Genomic DNA, 25,428 nt, shown 5'->3' on the forward strand with positions numbered 1-25,428 from the left:
GCGCTCCTGCGCGCGACATTGCGGAACATGGGCTTCCGCAATAGCTGGCAGACTCGCGGACATGGTGGAGACCTCCGTGCGGCTGCTGCGCCTGCTCACCCTGTTGCAGGGCCACCGCGACTGGTCGGGCACGGAGCTGGCCGACCGGCTGGCGGTCAGCACCCGCACCGTACGCACCGACGTCGAACGACTGCGGGTGCTCGGCTACCGGATCGAGTCACGCCCCGGGGTCGCTGGCGGCTACCGCCTCGGCGCCGGGTCCGCCCTGCCGCCGCTGCTGCTCGACGACGACGAGGCGGTGGCGGTGGCCGTCGGCCTGCGGGCGGCCGCGTCCGGCTCGGTGCGCGGTATCGAGGAGACCTCGCTGCGCGCGCTGGCCAAGCTGGAGCAGGCGCTGCCGTCGCGGTTGCGGCACCGGGTGGACGCCCTGCGCGCGGCGACGGTCTCCGCGGCCGCCGGCGGCCCGACCGTGGACGCCGAGACGCTCACCGCCGTCTCCACGGCCGTGCACCGCCAGGAGCGGCTGCGCTTCGACTACGCCGGGCACGACGGCACGGCCACCGTCCGGGACGTCGAGCCGTACCGGCTGGTCTACACCGGGCGACGCTGGTACCTGCTGGGCTGGGACACCGACCGGGCCGACTGGCGGACCTTCCGCGCCGACCGGATCCAGCCCCGGGTGCCGGGCGGTCCGCGCTTCACGCCCCGGGAGCCGCCGGGTGGCGACGCGGTCGCGCACGTGCTGCGCGGCGTCGGCTCCACGGCGTGGCCGCACCCGGCGCGGGTACGCCTGCACGCGCCGGCCGATCGGATGGCGCAGCGGATCCCCAGCACGGCGGGCCTGCTCGAGGCGATCGACGAGCACAGCTGCCTGCTGCACACCGGCGGGGAGTCGCTGAGCAACCTGGCCGCCTTCCTCGGCACCCTTGAGGTGGACCTCGACGTGCTCGACCCACCGGAGCTGCGCGACGTGCTGCGCGGCGTGGCCGCCCGGCTCGGCCGCGCCGCTCAGGTGTCGTAGCAGCCGTCCCAGGGCGGGTCGAAACCGAGGTCGTCGGGGACGAACTCGGCGTGGTCCTCGCCGTCGTAGTCCGCGGTTCCGTCGACCAGCCCGAAGACGTGCCCGTCGACCTCGACCTGGAAGAGCTTGATGGCGATGTCGTCGAAGACCCGGCCGGGCAGCGCGTCGAGCCACTCGACGAGCCGGGCCTCGGCCCGGTCGACGGAGGCCTGCTCGTCCTCGCTGGTGCCGGCGAACCAGATGTCCGAGTCGGTGTGCGCGCCGTCAGGGTCGAACCGGTGCAGCACGGCGTACCACCGCTTGTGGCGGTACCAGTCGTCCTCGGCGCCGCTGCCGTCCTCCAGGGTGGCCGTGACGGAGCCGAAGAACTGACCCTTGTCGTACCGACCGATGAAGCGGGTGCGGTAGTCGGGCTCGTACGCGATCGGTACGCGGTCGGGAATCGCCATGGCGGGCACGTTACTGCGCCGGGTCTATGGCTGCGGCACCAGCCGGAAGGACTGCGCGGCAGTGCCGTTGCAGGCGTACTGGATGAGCTGGACACTGTCCGCGGTGGACGCGCCCGGCACGTCGAGGCACTTGCCGCTGTTGCGGTTGACCAGGCGGTAGTAGCCGCCACCCTCCGACTCCGCCCGCCACTGCTGGTTGTTGCCACCGCTGTAGGACCAGAGCTGGATGGGTGCCGAGTCGGCGGTCGACACGTTGGTCACGTCGAGCACCTGAGCGCTGTTGTTGCGGTTGTTGACCCGCAGGTAGCCGCCGCTGGTCGGCGCGAACTGGTACTGCTGGGCGGTGCTGTTGTTGCAGGCGTACTGCTGGATGGCGGTGCCGTTGGTGCTGGCGGCGGCCCGCGCGTCCACGCACTTGCCGCTGGCCCGGTTGACCACGGTGTGCCAGGCCGTCGGCGAGATGGGGCCGGTCGGCGTGGGCGTCGGGGTGGGCCCGGCGCCGGCACCGGCGAGCCAGTGCAGACCGTCGATCAGCAGCCGGTTCTGTGGCTCACTGTCGAAGGTGGACGACAGCCCGGTGTTGGTGTTGTAGTCCATGGCGTTGTGGCCGAAGTTGGCGTAGAGCATCTTGTACCGCTTGTTGCTCCACACCAGCGGGTAGTAGCCGCTGTACCAGGACTGGTTGGGGTCGGTGCCGACCGGGAAGCTGGACGGGTCGATCGACGCGAGGATGTCGATGTCCGGGTTCTGCCGGAGGTCGTTGCTCCAGGAGTACCACTCGCTGATCGACGACGGGAAGGTCACGGGGAGCTGCCGGGTGGCCGGGTGGGTGCGGTTGTCGGCGCGCAGGGTGACCCGGGTGGGCCCCCACGTGTTCGACTGGAACGCGCCGGTGCCGAGGAAGGTGTTGTAGTACCAGCTCCAGCTCGACGGGTTGGTGTTGAAGGCGGTGACGTGGAAGCCCAGCCACGCGCCGCCGTTCTGCATGTACTGCTGGAACGCGGCCCGTTGCGCGGTGGGTGGCGCGTCGTCCAGGAACATGATGACCTTGTACTGCGCCAGGTTGGCGGTGTTCAGCAGGCCCCAGTTGGTGGTCGCCTCCCAGGAGAAGCCGTACTGGGCGGCCGCCTGCGGGAACCAGGCCCGGGCATCCCGGACGAAGTCGATGTGCGCGGCGTCCCAGGTGCCGTTGTAGAAGGCCAGGACTTTGAACGTCGGAGCGGCCTGCGCGGTACGCGAGGCGTTGACGGCGAGGCCGACGCTGAGCGCGACGACGAAGGCGACCAGCAGCGAGATGATCCGTCTGGTACGGGAGGAGAGTTCTGCGATCACCTGATCGTCCCTTCGGTGGTGGCCTGGGGACGCGCGCCGACGCGTCGACGTGAACCATCTGTATACAAGGTTTACAGATCGATGAAAGGTTATGCGTTCCGCTGCTCGACGTCAAACACCCCTGCGACTGTTGGTAGGCGTCGTTGGCCTGGTGTTGTTGCCATTCGCGGTGAATGCCGCGAATGACAGCCCGCGCGCCGTGGACGGGGGGTCAGACGCCGACGGTGCCGTCGATGCCCTCGCGCAGGAAGTCGGCGTGCCCGTTGTGCCGGGCGTACTCGTGGATCAGGTGCAGCATCACCAGTCGCAGCGACACGTCCTCGCCGGAGCGGGCGTTGTGGCCGGTCACGTCGAGCGACGGCGCGGCCCGCTCGATGCGGCGGGCGTGCTCGACCTCGCGCTGCCAGGCGTCGAACGCCTCGGCGCGGGTGGCGGAGCTGGCGTCGTACGCCTGCTGGTAGTCGCCGGTCGCCGACCAGACCAGCCCGACGTCCTCGCCGTCGATCACCCGCCGGAACCAGGCGCGTTCCACCTCGGCCAGGTGCCGGACCAGGCCGAGCAGGGACAGCGAGGAGGGCGGCATCGACTGCCGGCGCAGTTCCTCGTCGGAGAGGCCGTCGCACTTCAGGGCCAGCGTCGCGCGGTGGAAGTCGAGGAAGGCGCGCAGCGTCTCCCGCTCCCCACCGGTCACCGGGGGGCCGATCCGTTCGGTGGTCACGGCGTCGATCATGCCGGACGGCGTCGGCGGCGTCGGTGCCGGCCGGGTTGTCAGCCGACCGAGGAGCGGGCCACCGGCGCGGTGAAGTAGGTGTCCGGGTACGGCTCGTCGCGGAAGCTGTAGTGCCACCACTCGCGGTCGTAGTTCACGAACCCGCCGTCGGTCATCAACCGCTGCAACAGCCGCCGGTTGTCCCGGGCCGTGCCGGTGATCCCGGGGTCGGCCGTGTGCGCCCGGGTGTCGAAGCAGTCGAAGCCGGTGCCCATGTCGATGCTGTTGTCGGCGAAGCGCTGCCCGCGCGGCGCGGTACAGGCCACCAGCGGCTGACCCGACGCGTACGGGGGCTGGCTGGCGGCCGGCTCGTCGACCAGGGTCAGGTCCAGGGTGCTGCCCCTGCTGTGCGCCGTGGGCGCCCCGATGTAACCGTCGGCGAAGAGTCGGCTCTTCGCCACGTCCGGATAGAACTCGGCTTTCGTCTGTTGCTCGCCGGGGCGCTTCGCCCAGGCGACGAAGTCGTCCACCGCCGGCTGCGGGCGGTAGCAGTCGTACACCTTGAGGCTGTGCCCGCCGGCCAGCGCGGCATCCTGCACCCGGCGCAGTGCCTCGGCCGCCTGCCGGGTGAGCAGACACAGCGGCTCCTGGTAGGCGGTGATCGGCCGGCCGACGAAGTTGTGCGCGGTGGCGTACCGGATGTCGGCGTGGATGCGCGGGTCGAGGTCGGACAGCACCACGAACCCCGGCAGGCGGGCCGCGGCGGACGGGCCAGGGCTCACCGACGTCGACCCCGCACCCGTCGGCGCCGGACGGGGCTCCGGCCGCGAGCAGCCGCCGAGCAGCACGACCAGCGCGAGCACGGCGCCGCCGCCCACTCGCCCTGACCTGCGCACCCGTCCTGTCTATCAGCCCGACCGGAGCTCCGCGCCGGATCGACGTCCGACCGCCGGCCGAATCGGCTCGGTGCCCTCGGCCAGGTGCTCGCCGAGGAAGCGCAGCGCCGCCTCGTCGTCGTCGATCCCGCCGGCCTCGTGGCCGTTGTACCGCCACACCGACAGCTCGGTCGGCCCGGTGTGGGCGTTGACGGCCGCGTAGACCGTCGACGGGGGCACGATGTCGTCCATCAACGCCACCGAGTACCGCGTCGGCCGGCGGCAGCGCCGGGCGAAGTTCACCCCGTCGACGTACGCCAGGGTGGCCAGCACCCGCTCCTCGGCGTCCCGGTGGATCGCCAGGTAATCCCGGATCTCCCGGTACGGGCGGGCGTCGGTGGCGACGATCGCGCGCGGGATGTCGCAGAGGAACGGCACGAGGGCGACCACCGCCCGTACGCCGGGTGCCAGTGCGCCGGCCGCGAGCGCCAGCCCGCCGCCCTGGCTGTGACCGAGCACCGCCACCCGGGTCGGGTTGACCACCGGCAGGGTCCGGACGGCGTCCACCGCCCGGACCGCATCGGTGATCAGTCGGCGGTAGTAGTAGGTGCGCGGGTCGGCGATACCCCGGGTGGCCACCCCGGGCGCCTCCGGGCCGGCGGCACCGGGATCCGGGGTGGCACCCCGGCTCCAGCCCGAACCCTGCCCCCGGGTGTCCATCTGGAGGTGCACGAACCCGGCCGCCGCCCAGAGCAGGTTCTCCAGCGGGTGCCCCCGACCGCCGCCGTAGCCGGCGTACTGGACCACGGTCGGCAGCGCCATGCCGGCTCCGTGGGGCACCCGCAGCCAGCCCCGCACGGGTTGGCCGGCGAAGCCCGGGAACGTCACGTCGAACACGTCGATGCTGACCAGCCCGGTCGTCACCGGCTCGACCCGGACCGGCCAGCGGGCGTCCCGGGCCTCCGCCAGGGTGCCGGCCCAGAACTGGTCGAAGTCCGCCGGTTCCCGGACCGCGCTGCGGTAGCCGTGCAGCTGCTCCTCGGGCAGGTCGGTGTACACGTCGCGCTCAGTCGGTCGGGTGGGCCGTGAACGCGGGGTGCATCTGCCGGGTGTGGTCCACCTGCCGTACCGGCCCGGTCAGCTCGACGGTCGCCACCAGCCGCGGTTGCGTGCTGGACGAGGCGAGCCGCAACTCCAGCTCCCCCGGCTCGACCACCCGCCGCCCGTCCCGCCCGGTGAACGAGAGCAGGTCGGCCGGCACGGTCACCTCGATCCGGCGACTGGCGCCGGCCTCCAGCGGCACCCGTAGGTAGCCGATCAACCGCTGCACCGGCTGCACCACCGAGGCCACCGGGTCGTGCGCGTAGAGCTGCACCACCTCACTGCCCCACCGGGTGCCGCTGTTACGCAGCGTGAAGGCCAGCAGCAGCTCCCCGTCGGTCTCCGCCGTCGCCTGTTCGACCGTCAGCTCCGACCAGTCGAATCGGGTGTAGCTGAGCCCGTGCCCGAAGCCGTACGCGGGCGTGGGGTCGATGTTGGAGACGTCGCTGGCCTGGCCCAGCCGGGCGGCGAGGTAGGTGGTCGGCTGGCCACCCGGGCTGCGCGGCACACTGACCGGCAGCCGACCCTGCGGCTCGACCCGCCCGCTGAGCAGACCGGCGATCGCCGACGGCCCCTCCTCGCCCGGGAAGAACGACTGCACGATGGCCGCCGCCTCGTCGACCGCCCGGCCCAGCGCGTACGGCCGGCCGGCGATCAGCGTGACCACCACCGGGACGCCGACCTCCAGCAGCGCGTCCAGCAGCTGCTGCTGCACCCCGGGCAGGGCCAGCGACTCCGCGTCGCAGCCCTCACCGCTGGTGCCCCGGCCGAACAATCCGGCCCGGTCACCTAGGGCCGCGATGACGACGTCCGCGCCCCGGGCCGCCTCGACCGCCGGGGCGAACCCACCGGTCTCCGGGCCGTCGACGCTCGCGCCGGGCACGACCACGACCTCGCTTCCTGGAAACTCGGCGCGCAGCGCCTGCACGAGGGTGGGCAGCTCGATCCCGAGCGGCAGCTCCGGGTGGTGGGATCCGACGTGAACCGGGAACGAGTAGCAGCCCAGCACCGCCGTCGGGTTCTCGGCCTGCGGGCCGACCACCGCGATCCGCGCCGGCCTGGCCAGCGGCAGGACGCCGTCGTTGCGCAGCAGGACGACGGCCTGTTCGGCCACCTCGCGGGCGAGTTTCCGGTTGGCGGGTGGGTCCAGGTCGATGGTGCCCCGCATCGCCTCCGGGTCGGTGAGGTCGACGCCGGCGAGCGCCACCGGCACCGGGTCCCACCCGTCGTCGAGGAGCCCGAGCTGGGCCTTCTGCAGCAGCACCCGCCGCACCGCCCGGTCGATCAGCGCCTCGGCCACCTGCCCGGCGGCGAGGGCCTCGTGCAGCGGCTCACCGAAGGTCTTCACGGTGGGCAACTCCACGTCCACCCCGGCGGCGAGGGCCACGCCGGCCGCCTCGCCCCAGCTGCCGGCGACCCCGTGCAAGGTGCGCAGGAAGGCGATGCCGAAGTAGTCGGCCACCACCGTGCCGGTGAACCCCCAGGTCTCCCGGAGCAGGCCCGTGAGCAGTTCCTCGTCGGCCGCCGACGGCATCCCGTCGGTGTCGGTGTAGGCGTGCATCACCGACCGCGCGCCGCTCTCCCGGACCGCCATCTCGAACGGCGGCAGCATCACGTCCGCCCGCTCCCGCGGGCCCATGCCGACCGGTGCCAGGTTGCGCCCGGCGCGAGAGGCGGAGTAACCGACGAAGTGCTTGAGCGTGGCCACCACACCCGTCGACTCCAACCCCTGGATGTACGCGGTGGCGACCGTGCCGACCAGGTAGGGGTCCTCGCCGACCGTCTCCTCGACCCGTCCCCAACGGGCGTCGCGGACCACGTCGAGCACCGGTGCCAGTCCCTGGTGCACGCCGAGGCGGCGCAGGTCCGCGCCGATCAGACCGGCCATCCGCCGGATCAGTGCCGGGTCGAAGGTGGCGCCCCAGGACAACGGCACCGGGTACGCGGTCGCACCCCAGGTGGCGAAGCCGGCCAGGCACTCCTCGTGGGCGAGGGCCGGGATGCCGAAACGGTTCGCGGTGGTGATCCGCTGCTGGGTCCGCAGCAGGGAGAGCGCGCCGAGCGCCGGGTCGACCGGAGCGGTGCCGAACGGCCGGGTCAGCTGCCCGAGCCCGGTGTGCAGCAGCTCGTCGAGGTCGACCGGCTCCTCCATTTCGTGCTGGTGGGGCGCGACCTCACCGCCGTCGGCGGAGGCGCCCACCCAGACGCCGTACAGCTGGGCGATCTTCTCCGGCAGGGTCATCGCGGCGACGAGGGCGTCGACGCGGGTGGGCGGGTCGTAGGAGGGATCGTTCCAGATGGTGGTGCTCGGTTCGGTGTCCACGGTCACGTTGTCGGTCACTTTCCTCCGACGCCCATCGGCCCCCGTAGGAGGGACCGCTGGGCGAACAGGTAGACGGTTATGCGGTGTTTCGCGTCTCTGCGCGTACCGGTGCTGCTCAGCCCTTCACCGCACCCTGCAGGCCACCGACGATCTGCTTCTCGGCGAAGGTGAAGAAGAGAAGCGCCGGCAGCATCGCCAGCGAGGTGAACGCGAGGATTCCCGCGGTGTCGGAGGTGTACTGGCTGGAGAAGTTCTGCACGCCCAGCGGCAGGGTGTGCAGGTCGGCGTCGCCGAGCACGAGCAGCGGCAGGAGGAAGGCGTTCCAGCTCGCCACGAACGCGAGGACCCCGACGGTGACCAGCGCGGGCCGGGACAGCGGCAGCATGACCCGCCAGAGGAAACCGAGCCGGCCGGCGCCGTCGATCGCCGCGGCGTCCTCCAACTCGCGGGGTACGGCGGCCAGGAACGGACGCAGGATCACGATCGTGAGCGGCAGCGAGAAGGCGACCTGCGGGAGGATCACCGCGTAGTAGGAGTTGATCAGGTTGAGGTCACGCAGCATCAGATAGAGCGGCAGGATCGCCGCCCCGGCCGGGAAGAGCAGACCGAGGGTGAAGAAGGTGTAGAGCGTCTCCCGGCCGCGGAAGCTGTAGCGGGCGAGCACGAACGCGGCGCAGACGCCGAGCAGCACGACGGCGAGCGTCGTGCCCAGGGCGATCACCGCGCTGTTGAGCGCCTGCTGCCAGAAGTCGACCCGCGTCAACACCCTGGCGTAGTTGTCCCATACCCACGGGTCGGGCAGCCCGGCCGGGTCCGCGATGATCTGCGGGGTGGTGCGGAAGCCGCCGACGATCACGTAGACCACCGGGGCGATGGAGACGGCGGCGATCGCGAGGGCCAGCCCGTAGGTCAGCGGACTGCCCCACGAGAACGGACGGCGGTGCGGCGACGAGGGGGACGTCAGCGCGTTCTCGACCACGGTCAGTTCCTCCTTCCGGTGACGGCGCCCGCGATGTCGCGACGGAGGAGAAAGCGCTGGAACAGCAGCGCCGCGATGAAGGAGATGACGAACAGGATCACGGCCACCGCGTTGCCGTAGCCCCAGAGCCGGGCGAAGAAGCCGTTGTCCACCATGTACGTGGCCATGGTGGCCGAGGCGCCGAGCGACCGGACCGCGGGCACCGAGGTCACCCAGATCACGTCGAAGACCTGCAACGAGCCGATCATCGACAGGAACATCCAGATCCGGATCGTCGGGCCCAGCAGCGGGAGCGTGACGTGGCGCTGGGTCTGCCACCAGCTCGCGCCGTCGATCGCGGCGGCCTCGGTCAGCTCGGGCGGCACGTTCGACAGTCCGGCGAGCAGGAGAATGATCGCGAAGCCGACGTACTTCCAGGTGAGGACAACCAGCAGCGTCCAGATGACGATGTCGAGGTCGGCGAGCCACGCCTGCACCAGGCTGCCCAGGCCGATCTGCCGCAGCAGCACGTCGATGGTCCCGCCGCCGGTGAGGATCAACTTCCACATGATGCCGACGGTGACTTCGGCGAGGACGTACGGCACGAACACTAGGAGCCGGAACACGGTGCGGCCGCGGAAGCGACGGTTGAGCAGCAGGGCCACGGCCAGGGCGATGGGGCCCTGGAGCAGCAGCGACCCGAACACGATGATGGCGTTGTTGCGTAGAGCGTCCAGGAAGATCGGGTCCTGGAAGGCGAGGATGTAGTTGTTGAATCCGACGAACTCGGTGGGCGGCCCGACTCCGCGCCAGCGGAAGAGGCTGTAGTAGACCGCGAAGCCCATCGGCACCAGCACGAACATCACGTAGACGGCGACCGCCGGCGTGGTGAGCCCGATGATCTCGTACCACTTGCGTCTGGTCTCGGCAGCGCGGGACGACGGGCGTCGGGCGGCCGGGGGGCCCGCCGGCGGCACGGACGCGCCGCCGGCGGGGCTCAGGGTCGGGTTGGTGGAGGTCACTTCTTCGCGGCCGCCTTCATCGCCTCGACGACCTTCTCCGGGGTGCCGTTGCCCGCGAAAATGGCGATGACCGCGTCGTTCATCGCGTTGCCGACGGTGCTGCCGAAGGCCGTGTCCAGCCAGAGCTGCACATACGTCGCACCCGAGGTGGCCTCCAGGATGGACTTCAGGGCGGGGTCGGCCACGCCGGCCTCCGCACCCTTGGCTACGGGCAGGCCGGTGCCGGTCCCGGCGAAGCCCTTCTGCACCTCGGGGCTCACGATGTACTTGAGGAACTCGACGCACTCGGCCGGGGCGTTCTTGGCGCAGGCGAACCCGTCGCCGCCGCCGAGGGCCGCCTTCGGGTCACCGGCGGAGCCGGCGATCGCCGGCACGGGGAACCAGCCGAGGAACTTCGTGAGCGCTTCGGGATCCTCGGCGACGGTCTCCAGGGTGCCCCTGTTCCAGTCGCCCATCAGCTCCATCGCGGCCTTGCCGTTGGCGACCAGCCCGTTGGCGCTGGTCGGGTCGTTCTGGCCCGGCGTCGCAATGAAGTTCGGCTGGAACGGGTTGGTGCCGATGAAGGTCTTCAGGTCCTGGCCCGCCTTGACGAAGCACGGGTCGTCGAAGACCAGGTCGACGGACGCCTTCTTGAGCGTGTCGACCGAGCAGGCACGCAGCGCGAAGTTGTACCACCAGTGCGCGGCGGGCCACTTGTCACCGGCCCCCAGCGCGATCGGGATGACGTTGATGGCCTTGAGCTTCGTGACCGCCTGGTTGAGCTCCTCGAAAGTGGTCGGAGGAGCGGTGATGCCCGCTTTCGCGAACATGTCCTTGTTGTACCAGATGCCCTCAATCCCCATCCGGTACGGCAGGCCGTACTGCTTGCCGTTCACCTGCCAGATCTCGGTCGCGCTGCCGATGTTGGCGACCTCGCCCTTGACCTGATCGGTGAGGTCCTTGAGGTAGTCGGCCTCCACCTGCTCACGCATCTCGCCGCCGCCCCACGCCTGGAAGATGTCCGGCGGGTCGCTGGACAGCAGCGCGGCGGGGAGCCGGGTGCGCTGGAGTTGGTTGGTCTCGATCGCCTCGATCTGGACCGTGACGGTCGGGTGCAGTGCGGAGAAGTCCTTCGCGACCTTCTCCCAGTAGGTCTTGCCAGGCCCGTCCTGGGAGGCGTTGTGCCACCAGGTCAGGGTCACCGGGTTCTTGTAGAGCTCGTTCTCGGCGGGTGCCTCGCTGTCGCTGCCGTTACACCCGGCGACGAGCAGTGCGGTCGTCATCAACAGCGCCAGGGTGGCGCCCGCGCGGTGCTTCATCGCCATCGACACGTCTCCTCGACTAGCAGTGGCGGTACTTAGGTGCGGCGAGTTTTACAGTCACGTAACGGGGTGTCAACCGTTGTCGATAACGTTTTCTACCCCTCGCGACGAGTCCCAGGTGGCCCACTATCATCGTCGGCGTGACCTTCCCTGAGCGTGTCAAGATGTCGGACGTGGCCCGTACGGCCGGCGTCTCGGTGGCGACCGTGTCGAAGGTCGTCAACGGTCGCTACGGCGTGGCGCAGGCGACCGTGGAGCGCGTCCGGGAGGTCATCCACCAGCTCGGCTACGAGGCCAGCCTGGGAGCGCAGAGCCTGCGCAGCCACCGGACGAACGTCCTGGGCATCCTGGTCGCCGAGTTCGAGCCGTTCTCGACCGAGCTGCTCAAGGGCGCGTCGAAGGAGGTCGCCGGCACCGGCTACCAACTGCTGGCCTACTCCGGCGGCGACGGCGACGGCACGGCCGTCGGCTGGGAGCGGCGCTCGCTGGCCCGCCTGTCCGGGACGCTCATCGACGGGGCGGTGATCGTCACGCCGACGGTGGTCGAGACCAAGCAGGGCTTCCATGTCGTGGCCGTCGACCCCCACACCGGCCCGTCGGGGCTGCCTACCGTCGACTCGGACAACTTCGCCGGCGCGGTGCTCGCGACCAACTACCTGCTGTCGCTCGGCCACCGCCGCATCGGCCACATCAGCGGTCGCCCCGACCTCGAGTCGGCGCGCCTTCGCGAGGCCGGCTTCCGCCGAGCCATGGCCGACGCGGGCGTCGCGGTCGACGAACGACTCGTCCGCGTCGGCGGTTTCCGGGTCGAGAGCGCCGCCGCCACGGCCGCGGAACTGCTGGCACTGCCCGACCGGCCGACCGCCGTCTTCGCCAGCAACGACCTCTCCGCGATCTCCACGATGGACGTCGCCCGGACCATGGGCCTCACGGTGCCCGACGACCTGTCCGTGATCGGCTTCGACAACATCCCTGAGTCGGCGCTGGTCACCCCGCAGCTCACCACGATCTCGCAACCCCTGCAGCGCATGGGCGCCGTGGCGATGCGGCTGCTCATCGACCTCGTCGGCGGCGTCGAGCGCGACCCGCACGTCCGGCTGCCGACCGAACTGGTCGTCCGGTCTTCCTGCGGCCCGTACACGCCCTTTCCCGGGCCCGATCGGCCGCCGTCGGCAGCCGGTGGGGCGAGCGGCTGAGCGGCGAGGTCACGGGTGCTAGGCCGGGCCCGGCGACGCGCCGGCCCGTGCCGATCAGCCGGACTTCCGGGAATTCTCCGCAACTTCCCGAACACCGGCGGCGATGCGCCCTGTCGCCAGCCCTCGGTCCGTGCGGCAAGATGACCGATGGGACGGACACGCTGCTCCGGGGCATCCCGGTGCCGGCGTCCGGCCCGCCCCCGAAAGATCAAAGGAGACGCGGTGGACGCGGACGACGGACGCAGGGTGACCATCACCGCGATCGCACGGGAGGCCGGAGTGTCGGTGCCGACCGTGTCCCGGGTGCTCAACGGTCGGTCCGATGTGGCACCCGACACCCGGGAACGGGTCGAGGAGCTGCTGCGCCACCACGGCTACCGGCGCCGCAACAGCCGCAGCGTACGCCGCGCCGGTCTCGTCGACCTGGTCTTCAACGACCTGGACAGCCCCTGGGCCGTGGAGATCATTCGCGGGGTGGAGGACGTCGGGCACGGCGCCGGCGTCGGCACCGTGGTCTCCGCGATCCACCGGCAGCCCACCGCGGCCCGGCAGTGGTTGCAGAATCTGCGTACCCGGGCCACCGACGGCGTCATCTTCGTGACCTCGCACCTGAGCCCGCCGCTGCACGCGCAGCTGCGCCGCCTCAACGTGCCGGTGGTGGTCGTCGACCCGGCCGGCGTGCCGGCCATGGACGTGCCGACGATCGGTGCCACCAACTGGTCCGGCGGACTCGCCGCGACCGAGCACCTGCTCTCGATCGGGCACCGGCGGATCGGGTTCGTCGCCGGGCCCACGCACCTGTTGTGCAGCCGGGCTCGGCTCGACGGTTACCGGGCCGGCTTGGAGGCGGCCGGGGTGCCGGTCGACGACGCCCTGGTCTGCCCGGGCGACTTCTACCACGCCTCCGGGTTCGCCGCCGGCACGGCGCTGCTCGACCTCGCCGATCCGCCGACGGCCATCTTCGCGGCCAGCGACCAGATGGCCTTCGGCGTCTACGAGGCCATCCGGCGTCGGGGGTTGCGAGTCCCGGACGACGTCAGCGTGGTGGGCTTCGACGACCTGCCGGAGGCCCGCTGGGCTTCGCCGCCGCTGACCACCGTGCGTCAACCGCTGGTGGAGATGGGCCGACTGGCGGCGCGGACCGTGCTGCGGCTGGCTCAGGGCGAGGGTATCGACTCGCCCCGGGTGGAGCTCGCCACCGAGTTGGTCGTCCGGGACAGCACCGCCACCGCGCTGACCGGGTCACCCGACCGGTCGTGACGGTCGGAATCGGGTCGGACGCTGGTTCGGCGGTTCCGGTTCGGATCCCGAAAATTCCGGCTTCTTACGGCCCCAACGACGGCTAGTGGCCGGCGCGCCCTGGCGCGGTGAGCGACCTGGAGCCGCCCACCGCGCCGCACGGTCAGTGGTGGTGGTGCGAGCGGACGGCCCGGCGGATGTCCACCGGCAGTGCGGGTGCGCCGTCGACCGGTGCCGGGTCCTCGGCGGTCGGCGCCACTCCCCCGGCGGCGATCCGGTCCAGGGTGGCCAGCCCGGCCGCGTCGATCTCCCCGAAGATCGTGTAGTTGGGGCGCAGCGCGGAGTTGGCGTAGACCAGGAAGAACTGGCTGCCGTTGGTGTCCGGCCCGGCGTTGGCCATGGCCAGCACGCCCCGGGCGTACACCTTGCGTTCGCCGGTCGGGTCGGTGGGCGCCGGCGGCAGGTCGGTCGGCAGTTCGTCGCGGTACCGGTATCCCGGGCCGCCCTCGCCCGTGCCGGACGGGTCACCGCATTGCAACACGCTGAGCGTCGGGTACGCGGTCAGCCGGTGGCACATGGTGCGGTCGTAGAAGCGCTTGCGGACCAGGTGCAGGAAGCTCTGCACCGTGCACGGCGCGGTTGCCCGGTCCAGGGTCAACCCGATCGGCCCGTGGTTGGTGGAGAGGGTCACCCGGACGGTGCCCCGGTCCGGCGTACGCCGCGGGTCGGGCGGCAGTGGCACCGGCCGGGCCGCCGGCTCGTCGGGCGTCTCGGTGTACGCGCATGGGCCGTGCGTGGTGCGCGGCGGGCGGGTGGCGGCGTCGGCGGCTGCTGGCGGCGCGGCGGACGCGGTCACGGCGTCGACGGACGCGCCCGGCGCGGCTACGGCGGTGGCGGACGCGCCGACGACCAGCGCCCCGGCGAGCACCGTCACCCCCGCGAGGCGGGTCAGCGCGCGCACCGACCGGCGGGGTGTCGCCACGCCGGGCCGCGGTTCGAGTTCACTCGACACAGGGATCCTCCTGGACTCGTGGTGCCAGAAAGACCGGAGTCTATGGACGTCAGAGCCGGTTGTCGATCCGTCAGGGCAGCCGACGGCGGTGCCGCCACAACAGCCCGCCCAGCAGCAGCACCCCCGCGCCGCTCAGCGCGGTCACCGACCAGAGCCACCCCGACCCGGCGTGCACCGGACCGCTGGCCGCCGCCGGTCGAGGCGCACGGGGCGCAGCCAGCGCGGACGGCGAGGCCGACGGCGTGGCGGTCAGCTCGCCCGGCTCGACCAGCCCGCCGACCGCCGCATCGCGGGGCAGCGTGAAGCCCCAGTCCAACAGGGCCGCACCCTGCTCCCAACCGCGCTTCGGCGCCGGCTCGGCGCCCAGCAGGGTCACCACCAGCCGCCGCCCGCCGCGTTGCGCCGCGCCGACGTAGGTGTGCCGGGCCAGGTCGGTGAAGCCGGTCTTGCCGCCGAGCGCGCCCGGGTACCGGTAGATGAGCTGGTTCTCGTTCTGGATCTGGAAACCCTTGATGCGCTGCGCCGGCTGGGCCGGGATCTGCGCCTGCTCGGTGAGCGCGTACCGGCGGAAGTTCGGCTCGGCGAAGCAGGCCCGGGCGATCAGCGCGAGGTCGTACGCGCTGGTGAACTGCCCCTTGCCGTCCAGCCCGGAGGGGGTGACCGCGTGCGTCTGGAGCGCGCCGAGCCGGTGCGCCTGCTCGTTCATGGCGCGTACTCCGCCGGCCGCGCCGTCCGCCCCGCCGCCCAGCCGGGCCAGCGCGTTGGCCGCCTCGTTGCCCGAGTTGAGTAGCAACCCGAGCCAGATGGTCTCGACGGTGTACCGGCCGCCCTCGACCAGGCCGACGGCGGACGAACCGGGCTCGATGTTCATGTCCGCCGCGGTGACGGTGACTGTCTGCTTCGGATCCAGCCGGGGCAGCATCGTGGCCGCCAGCAGCAGCTTCTGCACGCTGGCCGGGGTGCCGTACTCGTGCGGGCCGCAGCCACCGAGCACCTGGCCGGTGTCCAGGTCGGCGACCAGCCACGAGGTGGCGGTGACCGCCGGTGGCGCGCCGGCGCCGGCCGGCACGACCAGTCCGCTGGTGGCCAGTCCGACTCCGCCGACCACCCGCTGCTCGGGCACGGCGGGCGGGGGCGAGGGCCGTGGCGGCCGGGACACCGCTGGCGCCGGCACCGTCGGGCACCGCACGGTCGTCGCGGCGGCGGAACCCGTGGTGGCGGTCGTAGCGGCGGCGGTCGTCGCGGGAGCGGCAGCGGTCGTCGCGGGAGTGAGCAGGACGGCGGACGCCGCGACCGTCAGCAGCGCAGCTTTCATGAGCTCGACCCTAGCCAACAAGATCCCCCGCCGGGACCGGATACCCGGCCGACCATCCGGCGGCATCCCGACCGCCCAGGTAGTCGTGCAGCGCGGCACTCCCCCGCAGCCGGCGCAGACTGCGCGCGTGCAGTTCCTGCTCACGGCGGGCCAGCTCGGCGCGGACCCGCTGGGCGCTGCCGGTGGTGCGCAGCTCGCCCAGCACCGCCCCGATGATCTCGAACGGGTAGGCGCCCCGGCGCAGCAGCGCGACGACCTGCGCGGCGCGCAGCTCGGCCTCGTCGTACACCCGGTATCTGGTGCCCGGCGTGCGAACCGGTCGCAGCAGGCCGCGCTCCTCCCACAGCCGCAGTTGCGAGGTCCGGACCCCGACCAGGGCGGCGACCTCACCGATGCGGGCGCCACGGCGGGGTACCGGCCGGGCTTGCGACGGGCTGGCCAGCACGGTCTCGAAAGCGCCGAGCACCCGGCGGATCTCGGCGCGCTCCCGGTCCAGCTCGGCGTGGCCGCCGTCGAGCGCCGCGAGGGCCGTCGGCAGGTCGCCCCGGTGCACGGCCGCCATGATCTCCCGGGTACGGCTCCAGCCATGCCCCTCGGCGAGCCTCCGCGCCACGGTCAGCGCCCGCGCGTGCTCGGTCGTGAAGATCCGATAGCCGCTCGCAGTGCGCCGCACTGGCGGCAGCACGCCCACCTCGACGTAGTTGCGCACCTGCTGCACCGAAATCCCTGCGGTGGCGGCCAGGTCCACCGCCCGCAGGCGGTCCTTGGGTGCGGAGTCCACGGCGGCCACCGTACCGGTTGCCACGTGATTTGAGACTTTGCGGGTCGTTCCGGCGTAGTCACCAGTGGAATCTCGGCAAAAGTCTCTACTAGGGGATGAATGAGACAATGTAATCCGTCAGCCCGGCGGGGTCCTTCCCCGCCACGATCTCGTGAAGGGTTCGCATGTCGCAGCCAGCATGGTCCGTCGCCGACAGCCACGACATGATCGAGGTACGCGGAGCGCGGGAGAACAACCTCGCCAGCGTTTCGGTCGACATCCCCAAGCGCCGGTTGACCGTCTTCACCGGTGTCTCCGGCTCGGGCAAGTCGTCGCTCGTCTTCGGCACCATCGCCGCCGAGTCCCAGCGCCTGATCAACGAGACCTACAGCGCGTTCCTCCAGTCGTTCATGCCGAACCTCAACCGGCCGGACGTCGACTCGCTGCGCAACCTCGGCGCGGCCATCGTGGTCGACCAGGAGCGGATGGGGGTCAACTCGCGCTCCACCGTGGGCACCGCCACCGACGCGTACGCCATGCTCCGGATCGTCTTCAGCCGGCTCGGCCAGCCGTCGGTGGGTGGTGCCGGGGCGTTCAGCTTCAACCTGGCCGAGGGGATGTGCCCGACCTGCGAAGGGCTGGGCCAGGTCTCCGACCTCGACGTGAGCGAGTTGGTGGACGTCGAGCGCTCGCTCAACGACGGCGCGATCACCGTGCCCAACTTCGCGGTCGACTCCTGGTACTGGCAGACGATCGTCGGGTCCGGTCTGTTCGACCCGGACACCAAACTCCAGGACTACACCGAACAGCAGTGGCAGGACCTGCTGTACAAGCCCTCCACGAAGATCAAAATGGGCAGCAACAACTGGACGTACGAGGGTCTGGCGGTCAAGGTCAAGCGGCTCTACCTGGCCAAGGACCGCGACTCGATGCAGGGGCACATCCGCGCCTTCGTCGACCGGGCGGTCACCTTCACCACCTGCGCGGACTGCGGCGGCACCCGACTCAACGCGGCGGCCCTGTCATCGCGGATCGCCGGGCGGAACATCGCCGAGTGCTCGGCCATGCAGATCAGCGACCTGGCCGCGTTCGTACGGGGCGTCGACGACCCGGCGGTGGCGCCGCTGATCGCCAACCTGCGCGATCTGCTGGACTCGCTGGTCGAGATCGGGTTGGGCTACCTCAGCCTGGACCGCGAGTCGGCGACCCTCTCCGGCGGTGAGGCGCAGCGGGTGAAAATGGTCCGGCACCTCGGCTCCAGCCTCTCCGACGTCACGTACGTCTTCGACGAACCGACCGTCGGGCTGCACCCGCACGACATCGCCCGGATGAACGACCTGCTGCTGCGGCTGCGCGACAAGGGCAACACCGTACTGGTGGTGGAACACAAGCCGGAGACCATCGCGATCGCCGACCACGTGGTCGACCTCGGGCCGGGCGCCGGCACCGACGGCGGCCGGATCTGCTTCACCGGGGACGTCCCCAGCCTGCGCCGCTCCGACACACTCACCGGTCGGCACCTGGACCACCGGGTGACCCTGCGCGACGAGGTGCGCCAACCGAGCGGGCAGCTCGCCATCCGCAACGCCGACCTGCACAACCTGCGCGACGTTGACGTGGACATCCCGCTCGGGGTACTCACCGTGGTCACCGGAGTCGCCGGCTCCGGCAAGAGCTCGCTGATCCACGGGTCGCTGCGCGGCCGGGCCGGGGTGGTGATCGTGGACCAGTCCCCGATCCGCGGGTCGCGACGCAGCAACCCGGCCACCTACAGCGGGCTGCTCGACCCGATCCGCGCCGCCTTCGCCAAGGCCAACGGGGTCAAGGCGGCGCTGTTCAGCGCCAACTCCGAGGGTGCCTGCCCGGCCTGCAAGGGGATCGGGCTGATCTACACGGACCTGGCCATGATGGCCGGCGTGGCGAGCGTCTGCGAGCGGTGCGAGGGACGGCGATTCACCGACGAGGTGCTCACGTACACGCTGCGGGGCAAGAACATCAGCGAGGTGCTGGCCATGCCGGTCACCGAGGCACACGCGTTCTTCCCCAGCGGGCCGGCGCACCTCATCCTCGGCCGGCTGGTCGACGTCGGGCTGGGCTACCTCAAGCTCGGCCAGCCGCTGACCACCCTCTCCGGCGGGGAGCGGCAACGACTCAAGCTCGCCATCCACCTGGCGGAGAAGACCAGCACGTACGTGCTGGACGAGCCGACCACCGGCCTGCACCTGGCCGACGTGGACCAACTACTGGCCCTGCTGGACCGGATGGTCGACGCCGGCAACACCGTGATCGTCATCGAGCATCACCAGGCGGTCATGGCCCACGCGGACTGGCTCATCGACCTGGGCCCGGGCGCCGGGCACGACGGCGGGCGAATCGTCTTCACCGGTACGCCGGCCGAACTGGTCACCCGGGGTGACACGCTCACCGCCGACCACCTACGCGAGTACGTCAAGGAGCCGACGGCGATCACCAAGGGGTAGGGGGCGAGCCGCACCCGGCGGGCGGGCCGTACCCGGCGGCCGAGCCGCACCCGACGGGCGGGCCGCACCCGACGGGCGGGCCGCACCCGACGGGCGCGCCGCACCCGACGGCCGAGCCGCACCCGACGGGCGGGCCGCACCCGACGGGCGGGCCGCACCCGACGGGCGGGCCGCACCCGACGGGCGGGCCGCACCCGACGGGCGGGCCGCACCCGACGGGCGGGCCGCACCCGGCGGGCAGTGGTGGTGGTCAGGCGACGCGGCGCAGCCAGCGCCGCTGCCAGGGTGTCTCCACCGCTTTCGGGTGGTAGCCCGCCCGGACCCACGGCACCGCCCGCTCGGCAGGCAGGCCGTCGAGGATCGCCAACGCGGCCAACGCCGTACCGGTGCGCCCCACCCCACCCCGGCAGGCCACCTCGACACGCTCACCGTCATGTGCCCGCCGCAGCGCCGCCCGCAGGGCGTCGAGGGCGTCCGCCCGATCGAGCGGTAGCCAGAAGTCGGGCCACCGGATCCGCCGGTACGGCCAGTCCGGCGCCGGACCGGGCGCCAACAGCAGGGCGAAGTCGGCGGGCGAGGCGACCGCACCGATACGGCGCCCGCGCACCGTCGCCCCGCTGGGCAGTACCAGCACACCCGACTGCTCGGACCAGATTTGCGCGACAGTCACCCCAGCATTGTGCCGGCACGGCCACCGAGCATGTTGCCGGCACGGCCACCGAGCATGGGGCCGGCACGGCCACCGAGCATGGGCCCGGCACGCGCACCGAGCATGGCCCGGCACGCGCACCAATCTTGGTACCACCGACGCATCGAGCATGGGCTGCCGGGCATGGGCTCGGCACGCGCACGCCCCGCATGGGCTCGGCACGCGCATCCGCATGGGCTCGGCACGCGCACCCCGCATGGGCTCGGCGCGCACCGCGCGTGGTGCCGCCGGACGCGCTGAGCGTGGGGCCAGCACGCGCACCGACGTGCCGCCACTGCGGGTGGGTACAGACAGCGCCGCCCCCGGCTGGTGGGCCGGGGGCGGCGCTGGTGTCGGTGTGCAGGTCGCCTCTCGGCGAGTGGCACGACGCGGCTCCAGCCGAACGGTGTTCCGCGAAGGCAATATAGGTGAGGCCCGGGGACACTGAGTCACACCGACACTGACCACAACCAGCCTCCGGCCGGCGATGTTCCCCGGGCGACACCCGACCAGCCGGGCCGAGATCTTGGACAGTTTCCGTTCACGCGTAACGGAAACTGTCCAAGATCTCGGCGCGGACATGCCGCTGGCCGGCACCCCGGGTTGGGGGTGCCGGCCAGCGGTTCGTTCATGCTGTGCGGTGGGTCAGCTGTTCCAGTACTGGCCGACCAGGTCGGTGGCCTGCTTCTCCCACTGGGCGTAGGCGTCCGGGTAGGCCGACACCTGCACGGTCTGCGCGGCGTCGGTCAGCGGCATGTCCTGCCACCCGTCGACCTGCTTCAAACCCTTGAGGAACGCGGTGGTCGAGTACTCAGGATCGGTGATCTGCTCCGGCGTACCCCAACCCGAGCTCGGCCGCTGCTGGAACAGGCCCAGCGAGTCGTGGTCGTTCATGTCGCCGAGGTGGCCGAGGTTCTCCAGCTTCGACTCCTGCAGGCTCGTCGCGATCGAGATGACCGCGGCCCGCTCCGGCAGACCAGCCTTCTTCGTCGCGGCGATGATCGCCTTGACGTTGGCGGTCTGCTCACCGTTCAAATCGATGCGGGACTGCTCACCCTGCGGCGAGACCGACTGCACGGCCACGGCGGCGGGCTTGGTGTCGACGGGGGTGGCGGCGTGGGCGGCGATCGGACCGGCGAACACACCACCGGCGAAGGCCAGACCAGCAACGGACAGCACACTCTTACGCATGATCGTGTTCATGGGGGTAGCTCCTTCACGGGGGTAAACACCCAAACCGACCGGGGGATCGGCATTGCAGGGTGCGAGCACCTCGTCCGGCGCTAACAACAAAGTCTTTTCGGCGACCTACGGGCGGGGGGCTCGTGGCGCCGGGTCTGTGTGTAACGACCGCCGGGCCGACATCATTCCGGGCCTGGCCCATCCGTCGGCACCCGGTGGAGCGGGGTGCTGGGGCGGTCGTTCAGGGGATCTGTAACGACCGGCGGGCCGAGGTCATTCCGGGTCGGCCGTCGGCACCGGGTCGAGCGGGTGCCTGGTGCGGTCGTTCGGGGATCTGTAACGACCGGGCTTGGCCTGGCATTCCAACCCCGGGGGTGGGGCGGCGGGCCGTGGTACTGCGATCGTCAGGGTATGTAACGACCCCGGGCCGGCCCCCATTCCGGCCGACGGGTGCAGCCAGTCACAGGCCAGAGACCCCGGATACCGGACATTCGGCGCCCGGATCGCCCACCGCTCCCGGCGTCAGCCGACATTCGACGCGCTCGACAACCGCTCCCGTCGCAGCCGGACATTCGACGCGCTCGGCCATCGGTCCCGGCGTCAGCCGGACATTCGACGCGCGCCCGGCCACTGTCCCGGCGCCAGACCGGGCCGGATGGCCATGGTCAACTCCAGATCACCGACGTGGGGGCATCACCGCGTCGGGATACCGCGACATCGCCGACACCGAGTCGATCACCCCCACGCCGCACCAGTGGTGCGAGGGTGCGTCAGATGCCCAGGTAACGCAACGCCGCGAGGCCCGCTGCCGGTAAGCGGACACCGAGCGCCACAGCGGGAATCGTGGCCATCAAGACGCCCCGAAAACCACACCACCCGAGACGGTGCTTGGCGGTGATCGACTCCAGATCGCCGACATGGGGGCATCACCGCGGCGGGATACCGCGACATCGCCGATACCGAGTCGATCACCCAGGCCGCAGCGGTAGGCGGACGCGTCAGGTGCCCAGGTAACGCAACACGGCGAGGATCCGGCGGCTGTAGCCGGTCACGTGGGCGAGGTCGAGTTTGTCGAAGATGGCGTTGACGTGCTTCTCCACCGCGCTCTGCGACACGTGCAGCCGCTGGGCGATGGCGGCGTTCGTGTGCCCCTGGGCCATCTCGTGCAGCACGTCCCGTTCGCGCGGGGTCAGCCGACCGAACGGGTCCGGCCGGTCGGAGCCGGCGACCACTTGCCGGACGACCTCGGGGTCGAGCGCGGTGCCCCCGGCGGCGACGCGGTCCAGTGCGTCGAGGAAGTCGTCCACCTGGGCGACCCGGTCCTTGAGCAGGTACCCGACGCCCTCAGGGCGGTCCGCGAGCAGCCGGCCGGCGTACCGCCGCTCCACGTACTGGGAGAGCACCAGGACGGCGGTGGTGGGCCATCGTCGGCGGATTTCCAGCGCGGCGCGTAGCCCGTCGTCGGTGTGCGTGGGCGGCATCCGGACGTCGGTGACGACCACGTCGGGACGGGACCGTTCGACCGCCTCGACCAGCTCGTCGGCGGTGCCGACCGCCGCGACCACCTCGTGGTCCTCCTCGGCGAGTAGCCGCGCCAGGCCTTCCCTGAGCAGCGTCGAGTCTTCGGCGAGGACTACCCGCACGGCAGCTCCGCGAGCACGGTGGTCGGACCGCCGACCGGGCTGGTCACCCGCAGCCGGCCGTCCAGCGCGGCGACCCGCCGGGCCAGCCCGGACAACCCGCGCCCGGCCGGGTCCGCGCCACCCACGCCATCGTCGTGTACGCGCATCCGGACCATCCCTTCCCGTACCCCGATCTCGACCGTGACCACGGTAGCGGCGGCGTGCTTCGCGGCGTTGGTGAGCGCCTCGCAGGCTACGAAGTACAGCACCGTCTCGGTCTGCCGCTCGGGGCGGACCGGCAGCTCGCAGCGGATTCGCACCGGCACCTCGGAGCGGCGGGCGACCATGGCGAGCACCTCGCCGAGGTCGCTGCCGTCCAGCGCCGACGGGTAGACCCGCCACGCCACCTCGCGCAACTCCTCGACGGCCCGCTGTACGTCCTCGTGTGCCTGGGCGAGTAGCGCGCGGGAGCGGTCGGCGTCCCGGGTGCGTCGGGCCCGGCCGAGCAGCATGCCGAGGGCGACCAGCCGCTGCTGGAGGCCATCGTGCAGGTCGCGCTCGATGCGCTGCCGCTCGGCGTCGACGGCGTCGATGACCCCGGCCCGGCTGGTGGTGAGCTCGCGGACCCGCGCCGCCAGCTCGGCCCGGCTTCCCGGGCCGAGCAGCCGCCGGGCCAGCCGAATGTCCAGCGCGGCGACGCTGACGATGGCCTGGACGTTGAGCAGCAGCAGCACCGCTCCGACGGCGACCTGGGCCAGCGCGTCGAGGGGGGTCAGCTCGCCGCGCACCGCCGCACGCAGCACGATCGCGGCCAGTACCACGCCGACGCCCAGCACGGCGTACGCCAACAGGCCGAGCACGCCGGGCACCAGCCGGGCGGCGAGGTAGCCGACCTGCCGCCGGGTCGCCGCGCCGACCGGTGCGGGCAGCTCACCCGCGGCGAGCAGCCCCGTCAGCCGGCGGCGTTCCACGCGCACCAGCAGTGCGGCGTACCGCTTCGTCAGGCCAGCGGCCCGGCGGCCGGCCGGGGGCGCGAGCGCGGACCCTGCGAGCGCGACGGCCGCGACGGCCAGGAAGACCAGCTCGACGGCGGCGGTCGCGGTCCCGGCGGCGACGCCGACTGGCAGCCGAATGCGGTGCCACCACCGGCCGGTCCGACGCTCTCCCGCCAATACCTGCTGCCCGCCCGACTGCCGGAGCCGACGCCACCACCGGCCGGACCGACGCTCCCCCACGACCACCTGACGCCCGCCCGACTGCCGGTCTAGCGCTCGTCCGAGGCCCACGAGCCGCTGCGGTAGAGAGTGCCGCGACCGCCCGGGTCGGGCACGCCGTGCCCCGCCCCCTGGTGGTCGAGGGGGGCCGGCTCGGGGTTGCGGGCGGCGCGACGGGCCCGCAGCACGCGAGACCCGACGAACCAGGCGACGGCCGCCACGACGGCCACGATCACCACGTTCTGGAACACGCCGACATACCCCTCGACGAGGTGCCAGTTGTCTCCGAGCAGGTAGCCGGCGAGCACGAAGGTGGTGTTCCAGATCAGGCTGCCCAGCGTCGTGTAGAGCAGGAATGTGCCGACGGGCATCCGCTCGACCCCGGCCGGGATGGAGATCAGGCTCCGGAAGATCGGGATCATCCGGCCGAAGAAGACCGCCTTCACGCCGTGCCGGAGGAACCACGCCTCGGTCCGGTCCACGTCGCTGAGCTTCAGCAGCGGCAACCGGGCCGCGATGGCGCGCATCCGGTCCCGGCCCAGCGACGCACCGATCAGATAGAGCGCCAGCGCACCCACCACCGAGCCCAGGGTGGTCCAGAAGATCGCACCGATCAGACTGATCCGGCCCTGCGCGGCGACGAACCCGGCCAGCGGCAGGATCACCTCGCTGGGGATCGGCGGGAACAGGTTCTCCAGCGCCACCGCCAGGCCGGCGCCCGGCCCGCCGAGTCGTTCCACCAGGTCACTGACGTAGCCGACCAAGCCATCCTGGGGCGGTCCGGCCTCAGCGATGGGGGTTCCGGTGGCGAGCACGGCGTGGGACGTTCGAATCATGCCCCCACGCTACGAAGTGATCCTGAGAGCCGACCATGGGGTCGACCACCCGGCCGCGCGGCCCGACCACAGCCCCGGGGGTGTGGAAAACCGCACCCCGCTACGGTTCGCTGTGGCGCAGCCACTGTGCGTACCCCGGGACGTCGCGGCGAACGCGCGGGCGCACGCCGCCGCAGTCCGCGCGGCGCGCGCCCGGGTGGTGCTCTTTCCGGAGCTGTCCCTGACCGGGTACGAGTTGAACGCCCCGGTCGTGCCCGTCGATGACCCCCGACTGACGCCGCTGGTCGAGGCGTGCGCCGAGACGGGCGCGCTGGCCCTGGCCGGAGCGCCGGTCGCCGGTGACCACATCGCCATGCTGGCGGTGACTGGCGCTGGCGTGACGGTGGCGTACCGGAAGATGTGGCTGGGCGACGTGGAGGCCCGCCGGTTCCGGCCGGGCGACGCGCCGGCCGTGCTCGACGTGGACGGATGGCGGGTGGGGCTGGCGATCTGCAAGGACACCGGCGTCGCCGCGCACGCGGCGCGGACCGCCGCGCTCGGGATCGACGTGTACGCGGCGGGCGTGCTGGAGTCGGCGAGCGACGCCGACGTGTCGGACCAGCGGGCGCACCGGATCGCCACCGCGCACCGGGTCTGGGTGGCGATGGCGAGCTTCGCCGGGTCGACCGGTGGCGGCTACACCGAAGCAGCCGGTCGGTCCGCCATCTGGTCGCCGAAGGCCGAGGTGTACGGCCGGACGGGCACGGAGCCGGGCGAGCTGCTCCGCGCCAGCCTCGACTGAACGCGGTTAGGG

22 protein-coding genes are annotated in these 25,428 nt (G+C 71.9%); 5 read left to right on the forward strand and 17 right to left on the reverse strand.

The window, feature by feature from the left end:
• Positions 1-61: 61 nt before the first annotated feature.
• Entirely contained in the window at positions 62-1,021 is a 960-nt protein-coding gene (locus tag OG990_RS13310) for a helix-turn-helix transcriptional regulator (RefSeq protein WP_406080698.1), read from the forward strand.
• On the opposite strand, the gene OG990_RS13315 is transcribed toward OG990_RS13310, so the two are convergent.
• The 9 genes from OG990_RS13315 to OG990_RS13355 all read right to left on the reverse strand — a co-directional run bounded on the left by OG990_RS13315 (position 1,009) and on the right by OG990_RS13355 (position 11,094).
• Positions 1,009-1,470: a hypothetical protein gene (locus OG990_RS13315; protein WP_406080700.1), complete on the reverse strand. Its 462-nt coding sequence runs from the start codon at positions 1,468-1,470 to the stop codon at positions 1,009-1,011. The genes OG990_RS13310 and OG990_RS13315 overlap by 13 nt on opposite strands.
• A 24-nt stretch (positions 1,471-1,494) precedes the next feature.
• Entirely contained in the window at positions 1,495-2,802 is a 1,308-nt protein-coding gene (locus OG990_RS13320) for an RICIN domain-containing protein (RefSeq protein WP_406080701.1), read from the reverse strand.
• Between the two features lie 211 nt (positions 2,803-3,013).
• The gene (locus OG990_RS13325) at positions 3,014-3,520 is read right to left on the reverse strand and encodes a DinB family protein (protein WP_328417365.1); all 507 of its coding nucleotides are present in this window, start codon (positions 3,518-3,520) and stop codon (positions 3,014-3,016) included.
• Between the two features lie 50 nt (positions 3,521-3,570).
• Positions 3,571-4,389, reverse strand: coding sequence for a M15 family metallopeptidase (locus OG990_RS13330; protein WP_406080702.1), 819 nt, complete (start codon positions 4,387-4,389; stop codon positions 3,571-3,573).
• A gap of 30 nt (positions 4,390-4,419) precedes the next feature.
• Entirely contained in the window at positions 4,420-5,445 is a 1,026-nt protein-coding gene (locus tag OG990_RS13335) for an acetylxylan esterase (protein WP_406080703.1), read from the reverse strand.
• A 7-nt stretch (positions 5,446-5,452) separates the two neighbouring features.
• Positions 5,453-7,828 carry a glycoside hydrolase family 3 N-terminal domain-containing protein gene (locus OG990_RS13340; protein WP_406080704.1) on the reverse strand — a complete coding sequence of 792 codons (2,376 nt, stop codon included), beginning with the start codon at positions 7,826-7,828 and terminating at the stop codon, positions 5,453-5,455.
• Positions 7,829-7,925: 97 nt separating this feature from the next.
• Entirely contained in the window at positions 7,926-8,789 is an 864-nt protein-coding gene (locus OG990_RS13345) for a carbohydrate ABC transporter permease (RefSeq protein ID WP_386990882.1), read from the reverse strand.
• Positions 8,790-8,791: 2 nt separating this feature from the next.
• Positions 8,792-9,790, reverse strand: a complete 999-nt coding sequence (locus OG990_RS13350) for a carbohydrate ABC transporter permease (RefSeq protein WP_406080705.1) — start codon at positions 9,788-9,790, stop codon at positions 8,792-8,794.
• Entirely contained in the window at positions 9,787-11,094 is a 1,308-nt protein-coding gene (locus OG990_RS13355) for an ABC transporter substrate-binding protein (protein WP_406080706.1), read from the reverse strand. Before OG990_RS13355 ends, OG990_RS13350 begins: the two co-directional genes overlap by 4 nt.
• A 137-nt stretch (positions 11,095-11,231) precedes the next feature.
• Between OG990_RS13355 and OG990_RS13360 the strand changes: the two genes are divergently transcribed.
• Both OG990_RS13360 and OG990_RS13365 read left to right on the forward strand, forming a co-directional pair.
• The gene (locus OG990_RS13360) at positions 11,232-12,287 is read left to right on the forward strand and encodes a LacI family DNA-binding transcriptional regulator (RefSeq protein ID WP_406080707.1); all 1,056 of its coding nucleotides are present in this window, start codon (positions 11,232-11,234) and stop codon (positions 12,285-12,287) included.
• A gap of 222 nt (positions 12,288-12,509) precedes the next feature.
• Positions 12,510-13,547 (forward strand): LacI family DNA-binding transcriptional regulator, encoded by a 1,038-nt coding sequence (locus OG990_RS13365; RefSeq protein ID WP_406080708.1) that lies wholly within the window; start codon positions 12,510-12,512, stop codon positions 13,545-13,547.
• A gap of 142 nt (positions 13,548-13,689) precedes the next feature.
• Here the strand turns inward: OG990_RS13365 and OG990_RS13370 are convergent, their stop codons facing one another.
• From OG990_RS13370 to OG990_RS13380, 3 genes are all read right to left on the reverse strand, one after another.
• Positions 13,690-14,538: a peptidylprolyl isomerase gene (locus OG990_RS13370; protein WP_406080710.1), complete on the reverse strand. Its 849-nt coding sequence runs from the start codon at positions 14,536-14,538 to the stop codon at positions 13,690-13,692.
• 70 nt (positions 14,539-14,608) lie between these two features.
• Positions 14,609-15,853, reverse strand: coding sequence for a D-alanyl-D-alanine carboxypeptidase family protein (locus OG990_RS13375; protein WP_406080712.1), 1,245 nt, complete (start codon positions 15,851-15,853; stop codon positions 14,609-14,611).
• A gap of 10 nt (positions 15,854-15,863) precedes the next feature.
• A complete protein-coding gene (locus OG990_RS13380; RefSeq protein ID WP_406080713.1) occupies positions 15,864-16,634 on the reverse strand; it encodes a MerR family transcriptional regulator in 771 nt (256 codons plus the stop codon).
• A gap of 164 nt (positions 16,635-16,798) precedes the next feature.
• Between OG990_RS13380 and OG990_RS13385 the strand changes: the two genes are divergently transcribed.
• The gene (locus tag OG990_RS13385) at positions 16,799-19,093 is read left to right on the forward strand and encodes an ATP-binding cassette domain-containing protein (protein ID WP_406080714.1); all 2,295 of its coding nucleotides are present in this window, start codon (positions 16,799-16,801) and stop codon (positions 19,091-19,093) included.
• A 250-nt stretch (positions 19,094-19,343) separates the two neighbouring features.
• Here OG990_RS13385 and OG990_RS13390 read toward each other — a convergent pair whose 3' ends face one another.
• From OG990_RS13390 to OG990_RS13410, 5 genes are all read right to left on the reverse strand, one after another.
• Positions 19,344-19,763, reverse strand: a complete 420-nt coding sequence (locus OG990_RS13390) for a protein-tyrosine phosphatase family protein (protein WP_328417388.1) — start codon at positions 19,761-19,763, stop codon at positions 19,344-19,346.
• A gap of 663 nt (positions 19,764-20,426) precedes the next feature.
• Positions 20,427-20,984 carry a hypothetical protein gene (locus OG990_RS13395; protein WP_328424600.1) on the reverse strand — a complete coding sequence of 186 codons (558 nt, stop codon included), beginning with the start codon at positions 20,982-20,984 and terminating at the stop codon, positions 20,427-20,429.
• Between the two features lie 977 nt (positions 20,985-21,961).
• Positions 21,962-22,606: a response regulator gene (locus OG990_RS13400; protein WP_406080716.1), complete on the reverse strand. Its 645-nt coding sequence runs from the start codon at positions 22,604-22,606 to the stop codon at positions 21,962-21,964.
• Entirely contained in the window at positions 22,597-23,757 is a 1,161-nt protein-coding gene (locus OG990_RS13405) for a sensor histidine kinase (protein ID WP_406080717.1), read from the reverse strand. The genes OG990_RS13400 and OG990_RS13405 overlap by 10 nt, the downstream gene beginning before the upstream one ends.
• A 92-nt stretch (positions 23,758-23,849) precedes the next feature.
• Positions 23,850-24,635: a DedA family protein gene (locus OG990_RS13410; protein ID WP_328417394.1), complete on the reverse strand. Its 786-nt coding sequence runs from the start codon at positions 24,633-24,635 to the stop codon at positions 23,850-23,852.
• 82 nt (positions 24,636-24,717) lie between these two features.
• Between OG990_RS13410 and OG990_RS13415 the strand changes: the two genes are divergently transcribed.
• A complete protein-coding gene (locus OG990_RS13415) occupies positions 24,718-25,416 on the forward strand; it encodes a carbon-nitrogen hydrolase family protein (RefSeq protein WP_406080719.1) in 699 nt (232 codons plus the stop codon).
• Positions 25,417-25,428 lie beyond the last annotated feature (12 nt).

The organism is Micromonospora sp. NBC_00858, from assembly GCF_045207365.1.
Classification (GTDB): domain Bacteria; phylum Actinomycetota; class Actinomycetes; order Mycobacteriales; family Micromonosporaceae; genus Micromonospora.

Excerpts from the sequence above, each read along its gene's own strand:
- OG990_RS13310 (WP_406080698.1), top strand. The coding sequence starts at position 62 with ATGGTGGAGACCTCCGTGCGGCTGCTGCGCCTGCTCACCCTGTTGCAG.
- OG990_RS13315 (WP_406080700.1), bottom strand. The coding sequence starts at position 1,470 with ATGGCGATTCCCGACCGCGTACCGATCGCGTACGAGCCCGACTACCGC.
- OG990_RS13355 (WP_406080706.1), bottom strand. The coding sequence starts at position 11,094 with ATGGCGATGAAGCACCGCGCGGGCGCCACCCTGGCGCTGTTGATGACG.
- OG990_RS13375 (WP_406080712.1), bottom strand. The coding sequence starts at position 15,853 with ATGAAAGCTGCGCTGCTGACGGTCGCGGCGTCCGCCGTCCTGCTCACT.
- OG990_RS13385 (WP_406080714.1), top strand. The coding sequence starts at position 16,799 with ATGTCGCAGCCAGCATGGTCCGTCGCCGACAGCCACGACATGATCGAG.
- OG990_RS13395 (WP_328424600.1), bottom strand. The coding sequence starts at position 20,984 with ATGAACACGATCATGCGTAAGAGTGTGCTGTCCGTTGCTGGTCTGGCC.
- OG990_RS13410 (WP_328417394.1), bottom strand. The coding sequence starts at position 24,635 with ATGATTCGAACGTCCCACGCCGTGCTCGCCACCGGAACCCCCATCGCT.